Annotated in this window: 10 protein-coding genes; 6 read left to right on the forward strand and 4 right to left on the reverse strand. The window is 39.4% G+C overall.

The features are described from left to right. Nucleotides 1-263 precede the first annotated feature (263 nt). Entirely contained in the window at nt 264-2,219 is a 1,956-nt protein-coding gene (locus Xbud_RS07860) for a bifunctional 2',3'-cyclic-nucleotide 2'-phosphodiesterase/3'-nucleotidase (RefSeq protein ID WP_099135548.1), read from the reverse strand. A gap of 251 nt (nt 2,220-2,470) precedes the next feature. Beyond that, nucleotides 2,471-3,379: a fructokinase gene (gene mak / locus Xbud_RS07865; RefSeq protein WP_099135549.1), complete on the reverse strand. Its 909-nt coding sequence runs from the start codon at nt 3,377-3,379 to the stop codon at nt 2,471-2,473. Nucleotides 3,380-3,657: 278 nt separating this feature from the next. On the opposite strand from mak, the gene rdgC reads away from it, so the two are divergent. Then, nucleotides 3,658-4,569, forward strand: a complete 912-nt coding sequence (gene rdgC, locus Xbud_RS07870) for a recombination-associated protein RdgC (protein WP_099135550.1) — start codon at nt 3,658-3,660, stop codon at nt 4,567-4,569. 153 nt (nt 4,570-4,722) lie between these two features. On the opposite strand, the gene Xbud_RS07875 is transcribed toward rdgC, so the two are convergent. Continuing rightward, on the reverse strand, nt 4,723-5,874 hold the full coding sequence (locus tag Xbud_RS07875) for a porin (protein WP_099135551.1): 1,152 nt from the start codon (nt 5,872-5,874) through the stop codon (nt 4,723-4,725). 543 nt (nt 5,875-6,417) lie between these two features. Between Xbud_RS07875 and Xbud_RS07880 the strand changes: the two genes are divergently transcribed. Further along, nucleotides 6,418-7,056: a TetR/AcrR family transcriptional regulator gene (locus Xbud_RS07880; protein ID WP_099135552.1), complete on the forward strand. Its 639-nt coding sequence runs from the start codon at nt 6,418-6,420 to the stop codon at nt 7,054-7,056. 153 nt (nt 7,057-7,209) lie between these two features. Here Xbud_RS07880 and Xbud_RS07885 read toward each other — a convergent pair whose 3' ends face one another. After that, on the reverse strand, nt 7,210-9,111 hold the full coding sequence (locus Xbud_RS07885) for a BglG family transcription antiterminator (RefSeq protein ID WP_099135553.1): 1,902 nt from the start codon (nt 9,109-9,111) through the stop codon (nt 7,210-7,212). A gap of 183 nt (nt 9,112-9,294) precedes the next feature. On the opposite strand from Xbud_RS07885, the gene Xbud_RS07890 reads away from it, so the two are divergent. The 4 genes from Xbud_RS07890 (at nt 9,295) to Xbud_RS07905 (ending at nt 12,741) form a co-directional block, all read left to right on the forward strand. Beyond that, on the forward strand, nt 9,295-9,609 hold the full coding sequence (locus tag Xbud_RS07890) for a PTS sugar transporter subunit IIB (RefSeq protein ID WP_099135554.1): 315 nt from the start codon (nt 9,295-9,297) through the stop codon (nt 9,607-9,609). Between the two features lie 72 nt (nt 9,610-9,681). Beyond that, on the forward strand, nt 9,682-10,917 hold the full coding sequence (locus Xbud_RS07895) for a PTS transporter subunit EIIC (protein WP_099135555.1): 1,236 nt from the start codon (nt 9,682-9,684) through the stop codon (nt 10,915-10,917). A 35-nt stretch (nt 10,918-10,952) separates the two neighbouring features. Continuing rightward, the gene (locus Xbud_RS07900) at nt 10,953-11,315 is read left to right on the forward strand and encodes a PTS lactose/cellobiose transporter subunit IIA (protein WP_099135556.1); all 363 of its coding nucleotides are present in this window, start codon (nt 10,953-10,955) and stop codon (nt 11,313-11,315) included. Beyond that, nucleotides 11,302-12,741 (forward strand): glycoside hydrolase family 1 protein, encoded by a 1,440-nt coding sequence (locus tag Xbud_RS07905; protein WP_099135557.1) that lies wholly within the window; start codon nt 11,302-11,304, stop codon nt 12,739-12,741. The genes Xbud_RS07900 and Xbud_RS07905 overlap by 14 nt, the downstream gene beginning before the upstream one ends. Nucleotides 12,742-12,744 lie beyond the last annotated feature (3 nt).

A 12,744-nucleotide genomic window follows, 5' to 3' on the forward strand; every position in this document is an offset into this window, starting at 1 on the left:
TTATACCCATCGTCTTTCAAGTTGCAGCTTTGTTGGCTGCGCTCGTTCACCCCGGTCACATAGTTATCTATGCTCCCGGGGATTGGCGACTTCTCTGCAAAATATTTCACAACCGCATCCACATCAGGAACACTGTAAACCGGATCAGTACCCTCTCTAAATACAGAGAAATTACTTCCCCCTGTCGCCAGATATTCGTTGCAAGGTATCAGCAGTCAATGATAATGCCTGCTCCGTTGAGCAGGCATCAATACAGTTAAGGTTTATTTTTTATCAGTCAGATCAATTTGATAAATTGCAAACCCAACCTCATCATTTTTCAGGTATTTCACCGGATATTGCGCGTGTTCTTTAATAAACTTCACGGCCTTTTCTGATGGAGAGGTTTCAAAGCGGACATCCAGTTTTTTATCTGTCTTGATTGGCAGGAATGACCAGTTATTTTCCGCCTGTGTTGATACCACACCTTTCTCTTTAGTCATTCTGGAAATGTAGGCAGCCAAAATGGAGCGATTTTCATCCGGTGAAGCAAATGCAATATGGCCTTCACCTGTTCCTGCAAATTTACCACCATAACCACGGTAGTTATTAGTGGCGATCAGGAATGTCGCTGTTGGATCGATAGGTTTACCCTGGTAAGTAACGTCCTTAATACGGTTCGCACTTTTGTTGATCAATTGGCAATCTGTGTCGTATTTCGCTGGCTGAGTCAGATCCACCTTATAATTGACACCGCTGATGGTATCGAAATTATAAGTTCGGAAACTCTTCCAGTTCAATAACTCTTGTGGTTTGGTGGAGTTAGGATCTATCTGGTTATACATGCCAGCTGAACATTCCAGCCACTCCACAACATCAGCACCACTCGCTTTCACCACAACCAACGTGTTCGGGTAGAGATACAAATCAGCCGCGTTACGGAATGTCAGGTCACCTTTCTCTACTTCGACAAAATCAGCCGGTGCATTTTTACGTCCACCTACCTTGAATGGTGCAGCAGCCCCCAGAACTGGCAGATCTGCCAGATCAGGATCACCCTGAATAAAACGCGTGGTGTAATCAACCTGGGCATCGTTAACGATCTGAACCGTTGGATCATTCTGGATCAGAGCAAGATAACTGTACATATTGGCAGAGGCTTTACCAATGAACTTGCCAACGAAATCACGGGTTCCCTGATTGGCTTCTTCAATAATCGCTGCCAGTTTGTTGTCACGTTCAACCAATGCTTTCTTATGCGTTTTATCATAGATAGGACGCGCTTCAGCTTTAGCAGATTCCACTTTCCATTCACCGCTGTCGTTGTTGATAACCATATCAACAATCCCCAAATGGTCTCCCCATTGGCCCGGCATCACGGCAGGAATGCCATTGACTGTGCCATTAGCAACATCAACACCTCTAATACCGTTGTATTCCTCGCTTGGGAAAACCCCGTGCGCATGACCGAACATAATGGCATTAATGCCGGGAACTTCACTCAAATAATAAACAGAGTTTTCTGCCATCGCTTTATAAGGCTCTTGAAAGAAACCAGAATGCGGAATAGCAATAATGAGGTCAGCTCCCGCTTTCTTCATTTCAGGTACAAATTTTTTTGCTGTCTCAGTGATATCGTTGACAACGACTTTGCCATCCAGATTGGCCTTATCCCAAATACTGATCTGTGTTGGAACAAAACCGATATAACCGATCTTAATTGTGTGCTCTTTGCCTTCACGATCTTTAACGGGGGTATCAACAATAATATAAGGTGTGAAGTAGTTTTTGTCGGTCTTGGCATCCATAATATTGGCGTTAATGTAAGGGAATTTAGCCCCTGCTATCGCCTGTTTCAGATAATCCAGACCAAAGTTAAATTCATGGTTACCGAAATTACCTATGGTATAACCCATGGTGTTCATCAGTTGGTGGACCGGATGGACTTCACCTTGTTTGAGTCCTTTTGCCACTATGTAATCTGCCATCGGGCTTCCCTGGATCAGGTCACCATTATCAACCAGAATTGCGTTGGTAGCTTCAGCTTTGGCTGCTTTAATTAAACTCGCAGTACGAACCAGACCAAACTGCTCAGTCGGTTTATCCTTAAAGTAATCGAAATCAATCAGGTTGCTGTGAACATCTGATGTTTCCATAACCCGTAAATCAACGGTTGCCGCATTGACATTAAATGCCACCAACATCACCAACGTTGAAATTTTCAAGCCATACTTCAACATGTTATCCCCTTCTATAGATAGAGTTTCCAGAATGGTTTGTTTCTTATCTCTATAAACCGGATTGTCTCTGCGGACATCATCATATGCCGCTTCAATCAACAGACGTATGCTATTGTACTGATTGTTCTTTTATTTATGGTATTACCCGTAACATAGAAACAGGATTCGCTCACAAAATCAGGAATTTTATGCCAAATAGATATGCCCTTCATTTTTAGAGTAAAAATGAAGGGCATAAATGAAGGGTATAGTTATTTATTAGGCCACAACCACGCCGCCCCACGCACTCCGCTGGAATCACCATGCAGTGCTTTTCTAATTGGCGTTGCACACTCGCCACCAAAGACCCACTCACTCACTAAACCCGGCAAGGTCTGATAAAGGCGATCAACATTACTCATACCACCACCCAGCACAATGACATCAGGATCAAGTAAGTTAACGACCTGAGCTAACGCCCGTGCCAGACGCTTTTCGTAGCGCTGGATGGCCAGTTCCGCAATTTTATCTCCCTGAGCTACAGCCTCCATAATTTCATGACCTTTTTTGTGCACGCCACTCAAGCGGAAATAATCCTTCATAAAACCGGTTCCCGATACGAACATTTCGGTACAGCCTGGTTTACCGCAGAAACAACGAACCTCTTCCTGATATGCCCGATCTTCATCATCCATCCACGGTAATGGGTTATGTCCCCATTCTCCAGCCAGACCATTACCACCTGCATGTACCTTGCCATCAAATGCCAGACCTGAGCCACAGCCAGTCCCGATAATAACGGCAAACACCATTGGCATACCTGCTGCTGCACCATCAGTCGCTTCCGAGACAGCCAGACAGTTTGCGTCATTGGCAACCCGTACTTCACGCCCCAAGAAAGCAGAAATATCTTTGTCCAAAACCTGACCATTCAGCCAGACCGAATTGGCATTTTTCACTTTTCCGGTAAAAGGTGAAATCGCGCCCGGAATGCCAATTCCTATTGTGCCTCTCTGCCCGGTTGCCTGTTCCGCATCCGCTATCAAACCGGCAATGGCAGCCAGTGTTTGTTGATAGCCATTGCGGGGAGTATCCACCCGTTTCCGAAACAGTTCTTCACCCTGATCACCCAATGCGATCACTTCAATCTTGGTTCCACCAAGATCAATACCTATACGCATAGCTTACCTTTTTCTCTGTGGTTTACCGTTAGCTGAATTTTTTCAGGCTAACTGAATCGTGTTGTCGTAAGATCATTGCCTGAGCAGCATTAACAATCAAGAATTATAACGTCACTTTGTTTTAGGAAATGGACGTTTTAGATAATGCATGAAATTCCAAGAAGGAAATAGATGAAGTTCTAGGGCTTCGCCGCATGATTCGTTATCATGCGCAGCTATGTTTTTCAAATAACGTTTCATATGACGTTTATCACAATGCACAAATATGGGGTAACCACATGTTATGGTTCAAAAATTTAATGATTTACCGTTTAAACCGAGAAATTTCACTTTCTGCGGATGAACTGGAAAAACAATTAAGCCCATTGGCATTCACCCCATGCGGCAGTCAGGACATGATGAAAACAGGTTGGGTTCCGCCAATGGGTGCTCATGGTGAAGCATTCACTCATGCTACCGGTAATCAGATCCTGATTTGTGCGCGCAAGGAAGAAAAAATGCTGCCTTCTCCGGTCATTAAACAGGAACTACAAACCAAAATCGCCCGTCTGGAAGGAGAGCAGCATCGGAAACTGAAAAAAACCGAGAAAGATTCACTGAAAGATGAAGTGATCCATACTTTATTACCGAGAGCATTCAGCCGTTTCAGCCAGACTTATATCTGGATAGATACCGTTAACAATCTGATTATTGTTGATTCAGCCAGTGCCAAACGTGCCGAAGATAATCTGGCTTTATTAAGAAAAACACTTGGCTCATTGCCTGTTGTTCCCTTGACTTTCAAAGATCCCATTGAGCTGACATTAACTGAGTGGGTACGTTCGAGTAATTTACCTGCCGGTTATACTCTGATGGATGAAGCTGAATTAAAAGCCATTCTGGAAGAAGGCGGGGTTATTCGCTGTAAGAAACAGGAGTTGGTGTCTGACGAAATAGCGGCACACATTGAATCTGGGAAATATGTCACCAAACTGGCACTGGACTGGGAAGAGCGTATCCAATTCATGTTGTCAGATGATGGTTCTTACAAGCGCATTAAATTCAGTGAAACATTGCGTGAGCAAAATGATGATATTGATCGTGAAAATGTTGCTCAACGCTTCGATGCTGATTTCACGCTGATGACTGGTGAATTAAGTACGCTGATAAAACATACCATTGATGCGCTGGGTGGTGAGGCAGAAAGATAATTTCTTATCCATCCAATAGATTTCAAAAAGCAACTAACAACACTATGGCTTGATATAGACAGGATATAAAAAGGATACAGCCTCAATAGTATTTCCATTGAGGCTGTTACTGTGACAATTATTACTCTTCATACAAACTATTACTTCACACAATTAGAAACGGTATACTAAACCAACACCCATTATATTATCTGTTTTAATCTTAGCTGTTTTAGTAAAGTCATTATTTTTCAGCAAATTAATCTTGTATTCAGCATAAGTACCCATATTTTTGTTGAAATTATAAGATGCTCCGATAGAGATGTACTTCACCAGATCTTCAGCCCCTTTGGTTCTCAATAAATTGTTCTCGCCCAAATCATTGCCTAAGTCTTTACCTCTGGAATAGACATAACCAATAGACGGACGCAAACCAAAATCAAACAGATATTGGGCAGTTAACTCAATGTTTTCCGTTTTATTGGCAAACATCACATGGTTATCTACAGAGCTGCCGAATCGGGTCAAATTACGAGCCTGACCATACATCGCTGCCAGATAGATATTATTTCTATCGTACTTGGCTGATACCAACCAGGCTTCAGCTTTATTCCCTTTCGCCAATACTTTAGCTGATTCCATGCCCTGTTTTTGTGCTTGAGTACGATTAGAATTACCATAAGAAGCTGCAACAGTCACACCATTGCCAAAATTATAAGAGCTGGAAAGACCAAAACCATCGCCATTTTGTCGCATGACATCATTACGGGTATTTTTAGTACTACTATCATTTTTAGCCTGATATTGCAGGGCAAAATTCCACCCATTCACCAAACCAAAAAAGTCAGTATTACGATAAGTTAATAACCCTGTCGAACGTCCCATCATGAAATTATCAGTTGCCGCTATGCTATCGCCACCAAATACAGGAAGCATATCTGTAAACGTATTAGCATCATAAACCACGCCGAAGTTACGACCATAATCCAGGGTGCCATAGTTCCCCAGTTTAAGGCCGACATAAGCCAGACGTGTTCTTGCGAATGTACTGCTTTCAAGTTCAGTTCTGTTGGCACCCAGATTGAATTCCCAGCGCCCGAATCCTGAAATTGTGTCTGTAAGTTGGGTTATCCCTCTCACACCGATACGGCCGCTGGAGTTATCACCCGCTTCTTTGCTTTTTGATTTAGCAAAGTGGTATTGGGCTTCAGCCTTTCCATATAAATCAATTTTATTACCATCCTTATTATAAATTTCGGCTGCATTTGCAGTCCCAGCAATAAGGAAAACCGGAATTGCCATTGCTATTACGTTGTGTTTTGTCATTATTATGGTCCTCACTAGTGTTGTTATTACCTTTGCCCCCGCCAGGAAATACATTTTCTAAGAAACAATTAATTCAAAAAAATTTCCTAAGAAATAGTTAGGCGGATTAACATTTAGCAACCCTTGCCTCTTTGTTACTTTATGGTTAATTCCGCAACAAACAATAGCGATACTAAGATCAAAATTAACATTTTTCTAACAAAATTTAACCAAAAGTGCTATCCCGTGAAGAAGATCACATAGTGAACATATTTTCAATAATAGAACAACATCAATTATGATTATTAGTTATTAAAAACAGTAAGTTATAAGTAATAAGGGGCTTGATGAAAAATAATCGAAGTGTTCTGAGCAGCATTTTTCACTGCTAATTACTGTAGATCACGTGACAATCATTTATTGTAAATATTGACAATTGACTGTAAGTTCTGTATCTGATGGAAATTGATAAATTTCCATTTATTTCAAGTAAACTTTTTTTGCTTTTATATGGAATAAAGCCAATGCGGTACATTAAATATCGACAACTTATAAGGTGCTAAAATGGCAGAAAATCACCCACGCCCACGAGGTCGCCCGTCAATTCCTGAACAAGAAATACGTGAAAAAATCCATGATATTACTCTTTGCCTTCTGTTAAATCAGGGCTATAGCACAACTACCATGGATGTCATTGCCCAAAAAGCAAAAATCGCCAAAAAGACACTCTATCGTTTCGTTAAAAATAGAGAAGATTTGATTGAGCAAGTTGTACTAAGCTGGACAGATAATACTGTACTTTCCCTGACTAAGAATGCTAACAATCACCAACAAGTGATAATTTCATTAGGTAAGTATTTGGCGGAAATCGCTGAAAAATCCTTATCTAAAGATGCAGTCGGATTATTTAAATTATTACAGTCTGACTTTCCTCATCGGGATACCTTCCTGGAAAAATATCAACAAGGCGGTATTGAAAAAAACAAAATTATCTTAGCAAATTGGCTAGAACAGCAATATAAACAAGGATTATTAAAAGAATTTAATTATGAAACATTCAGTGAATTAGCTATCTCTATGGTGATTGCAGAGCCGCTCAGACAAATGGCGCTGGGGCAAACACCACCTTTACCAGAAACTGATATTTCCCATCGCATTACTGCAATAATAAATTTACTTAAATCTGGATTAATTGAGAAATAAGAATTTATTCTCACAGCAATAAAGAAGGCGTTGAGTTCATGATAACCACTCAGCGCCTTATTTCTATTTTATAATCAACAACCAGATTTTAAACATTATTATCTATACCCTTCATTTTTCAAGTTGCAGTTTGAAATCTATTGGGTATATAACTTAAGATTTATTTGCTCTGACCAACATTTCCCGAAAGCGTTCAAAACAAGTTATTTTATGCAGTTGATTAATAATCTTATCATGGCTAAAGACATCTAATAACGCATCATAACACTCTGCAAAACATACCCTGTCTATCCTGTTTATCGCGATTAAAAAAATAACATGCACACGTTCATCTTTCCCCCAACGTATCCCTTTTGGGCTGATAACAACAGCAACACCCGTTTTTATTGCATCCATCTTTACTGAATGGGGTAATGCCAGAATACCAAAGGCCGTTGAGGAAGCACTTTCACGCTGATAAACATATCTGAAAAAATCAGACTCAACATAACCTTTGGCAAACATTGTCTGACAAAGATCATCAATAATTTCATCTCTGTATTGAAAGCCGGGTTCAAACCAAAACAGACCTTGCTCAAAAAATAGATCAAAATTACGTTGTAGCGTCTTCTTCTTCCGATTGGCATTAGCAATATCAATCTTGCCAATCAACTGCGTGCGCTTATTCCGTAATTGGAAAGGAGAAATACACACTGTTTCATAATTATGGCTGGCAGGAAGATTTATTGTCGTAATCAATAATTCGAACTCCAGGTTTTCCAATTCAGAAGGCTGCGAAATCCTCTTAATTACACTTATTTCATTACCAAAATCACACAATAATTGATGATAGATTTTATTTTCAATTCCTCGGTAGCCGGGGCATAAAAGCACTGCCCGCACTTTATTATCATGACTTTTTTGCCGTTCAAATTCAGCACCAACATGCAGGGCAATAAAAGAAATCTCATCTTCATTCAGTTTTTTACCTAAGAATTCATTTAATTGTAAAGAGATAAAAACAGCGATATCAAAAATTGTGCGACACTCCTTTTTTATTACTTCCAACATGGGATTTTTGGTATAAATATTATGTTCCAACCGTATTTTCAGCCCTGATATATGCAGAGAAAATAATGAGATAAAATCATCTGTTCCAAAATCAATCAGGTAATGTTCCTTTACAAATTCAGTAACTTGTTTTGTAAGTTGGTATAAACCCTCATCCACCAAATCAATTGATTCACTACCTTTAGTATGATTAGAATTGACGTTGATTTTCAACAAAGTATAACAAGCATTTCTTTCATTCTCTGATATTGAAACATCAAATTTATGTTGCAAATTATCACATAACTCATCAGTTATAGTGTGTAATTTATTGTTTCCAACAAAAGTTAGCGGAGTATCTAAATATTTGTCATGCTTTATCCGATTTATCAGTATTAAAAGATGTAAGACAAGATTGGCATAAGAGAGATCATAAACAGAATAGCCCCATTTATAAAATATCTCCTTAATAAGATCGGATACCATTTCTACCTGTTGAGTACCAAATATTGTTTCCAATGTTTTTAACTCACTGAAACAATAGTCTGTTTGTTCGATAATTATATGATAAACCAACTCTCTTAATTTTTGTTCTGCCCCCCAAATTTCAATATGGTTATTCTTGCATAAAAATCTGACATTAAATTGTTCAAATGAACTATTCATTTTATATATCAATGATTTTAACGTTGAGTCACTGATATACAAATCAGCACTGAGATCATAAATATTATTGCTTTTCTTAAATAACAGGATGGACTTAATCAAAAAACTTACCCTTTCCTGATAAGTCTTTGGCAAACCACTGGGTTGCTGAAGTAATTTTATATTTATATCAGGTGAAAAATAATATCCTGAGCGACCAGAGAGAATAATTTTCTCGCCATAGGATTCATTAATTTCTGCTACATAATTTTTTATCGTTCTAATGGAGACGTTTAAGACCTGAGATAATTTTATTGCCAGAGTCGGGGTATTTTTATTCAGTAAATAATCCAATAATTCTTTCTGCTTAGGCCTTAGCATTACAACCCCCTGTTAAATGAATAAATAACACCTTAAACTTACCGGGATAATCAATTTAAAAAAAATAGAAATTTGCCCTCTTAAAGTGAAAACACATAATTGAATATAAAATCAAAATTCAAGATAGTAGTTTATAGGTCAAAAAACAAAAATCAATTAGCAGCAAAATAATAAGGAATTCATATGAAAAATATTTTTATTATGTTGTGTTGTGGGGCAGGTATTTCCAGTGGCATGTTAGCAACAAAAACCAGGAATGCCGCCAAACAAAAAGGTGTATCAGTTACCGTCGAAGCCAGAAGTGAAAGCGAGGTTGCAGAATACTTTTCAGTTATCGATATCCTATTTCTTGGCCCTCACTATGCTTCGCAAAAAGATGAGTTCCAAAAACATGCTGATATTTACAATATTCCTGTCCTTGTTGTACCACAAAATATTTATGGAAAATTAGACGGAGAAGCATTACTGAAATTAGCCATAAGTACTTTGAATCATTAATTTTACTCTTTACAACACCAGGGATTGTACTTACTCAGAATAGATAAAGACAATAATAAAGAGAGATGCGAAATGAAAGCATTTATGTCGTGGTTATCTGACTCATTTGCACCGGCGATGCAAAATTTTACTAAGCGGCCGTGGGTAGCCGCTATTTCTGGCTCTATGCAAAAAAATATTCCTTTTATTTTAGCAGGATCACTTATATTTTTTTATAACGTATTTCGTTCTTACCTCCCTTTTTTACCCAATCTTGGCCGGATCGCTGAATACTCTTTTGGCATGCTCGGTTTAATTACCGCGTTTATGATAGCTAATCAGATGATGGAGAAACTTCATCATTTTCGCTATACCCTAATTGCCGGGCTGACTTCCATCTGCGTCTATATGATGTTCATCAAACCAGAATTTTCTGACGGCAACATGATTGTCAGTTTTGAACGATTCGGCCCCGCAGGAATTTTATTGGGTATTGCCACCGGCCTGTTTGTTTCCTATCTGTTTCACCTATATACCAAAATAGGTTTCCTGAAAGAAAGCTCCCTGCCTGATTTTGTTGTCGGCTGGATACATGCCATTATCCCGATTCTGATTTCCATCGGGACAGGAACATTATTGGTATTCACCTTTGAAGTTGATGTCTTCTCCCGGCTACTTTCTCTCTTTTCTCCTATTGCTGCATTCGGGCAAACATTGCCGGGATTCATACTTATGGCATTGATCCCGGCTATTGCAATGTCGATGGGAATTTCAGTCTGGACATTTACCGGCCTGCAAATGCCTATCTTTATGCTTGGTATCAGTGCCAATATTACTCTGGTGGCAGCAGGGCAGCCCCCTACCAATATTGTGACCTATGAAACCATGTATACAGCAGCTTTGATTACGATGGGAGGAACTGGTGCCACTCTCGCATTAAATCTTTTAATGCTGTTTTCTAAATCCAGAGAGCTTAAAGCCACGGGCTATATCTGCATTGGGCCTTCTTTCTTCAATATCAACGAACCGCTGGTGTTTGGTACACCGATTGTCCTCAACCCACTGTTAATGCTTCCCATGTGGATTAACGCAATCACCAGCCCCATTATCGTCTGGGTATTCATGCGCTCAGACTGGCTGAATATTCCCGCAAAAATGATTCAAGTCGGTCAAATACCAGCTCCGTTCTCCAGCGTCATGATTACGGAAGACTGGCGGGCTATCATCTGTTACGTCGTACTAATGGCCGTGTTCCTGATTACCTGGTATCCCTTCTTTAAGGTGTATGAGAAAAAACGTATTGAGGAAGAGAGCACCAATTCAGCATAAGTTATATATCCAACTCCAGTACAAGGAAAATAACAATGAACAGTGAGGCAAATATTTTAGTTCCTATTTCCATGGAAATAATTCTCGATGCAGGTAATGCCAGAGAAAAAAGTGAAAAAGCCATGAAATATGCCCGGGATGGTGATTTTGAAAATGCCCGCTTATATATGGAAAAAGCACGCAAAATGATGTTATCTGCTCATCAGACACAGACTGAAGTTATTCAGAAAGAAACTCAGGGAGATAACTTTAATTTAAGCCTGCTATTTATTCATGCTCAGGATACATTAATGACAATACGCAGTGAGTTAATTTTGAGAGAAGAAATTATTAGTTTATATAAACATCTTCACATTACGAGTAATAATAAAGAGGAAAAACAGCATGACGAAAAATAATACTTTGTTTCCTGAAAACTTTCTTTGGGGAGCTGCAACCAGTGCCTATCAGGTTGAAGGAGCAGCGGAAGAATATGGCAAGAAATTATCACAGCAAGATATTCTCAATAATAAACCCGGATTAGCTGATACTCATATTACCAGTGACCATTATCATCGCTATAAAGAAGATGTTGCATTAATGAAAGAGCTGGGGTTGAAAGCCTATCGTTTCTCCATCGCATGGTCGCGCATTTTCCCTGATGGGATCGGCAAGCCTAATGATAAAGGCGTACAGTTTTACCACAATCTTATTGATGAACTCTTGGAAAACGGTATTACGCCAATCCCGACACTTTATCATTATGATATGCCTATGGTATTGGTGGAAAAATATCATGGTTGGATCGATAGACAAAGTGTGAATGATTTTGCCTATTATGCTGAATTTGTCATCAGAGAATATGGCGGGAAAGTCAAATATTGGCTGACTATCAATGAGCAAAGCATTATTGTGCAATTCTGGACAAAAAAGTGCTTTATCCCTGAGCAATATCTCCACAATGAGCAGATTAAGTATCAGATAAATCACCATATGAATCTGGCTCATGCGATTGCCTGTAAGTTAGTTCATCAATGGGTGCCTGATGGTCAAGTCGGCGCAGCATTGGGATATTCCGCTATTTACCCGTTAACCAGCAAACCGGAAGATAATTTGGCTGCCCAAAATGCTAATGATCTACGTAATTACTATTTCACCGATATTTATCTGAAAGGACAATATAATCAATCCGCGTTGATTTACCTGAAAAATCATGGGCTGGCTCCCAATATCGAAGACGGTGATATGGAATTAATCAGAGAAGGCTATTCTGATTTTCTGGCACTCAATTATTATTGCAGCCATACTGCCGCAGCAGCGCCGACAAATGCTCAGAGACGAATGGATGGTTTTAATCCAACAGGTATCAAAGGGCAAATTGACGGCTATGAGATTCAACCTGATTACTATCAGATCCATAAAAACCCCCAACTTGATACCACAGACTGGGATTGGGCGATTGACCCGCTTGGGCTTGAATATTTATTACGCGATTTATATACCCGTTATCAGAAGCCGTTGATGATCACGGAAAATGGTTTCGGTGCTGATGATCTACTGGAATCTGATGGCACCATTCATGACAGTTACCGCATTGATTATCTGGCAAAACACCTTCAGGCCATTAAACAAGCGATGGATTCAGGTGTTGTGGTTCTCTCTTATAATCCGTGGAGTTTTATTGACCTTCTTTCCACCAGCAATGGTTACAAAAAACGGTATGGCTTCGTTTATGTCAATCGCACTGACGACGATCTAAAAGACCTCAACCGTTATAAGAAAGATTCGTTTTATTGGTATCAGAAAGTTATTCAGACACGTGGTGGTTCATTAACTGAATCCTGATTT

Origin of the sequence: Xenorhabdus budapestensis, assembly GCF_002632465.1 — a bacterium.
Classification (GTDB): Bacteria; Pseudomonadota; Gammaproteobacteria; order Enterobacterales; family Enterobacteriaceae; genus Xenorhabdus; species Xenorhabdus budapestensis.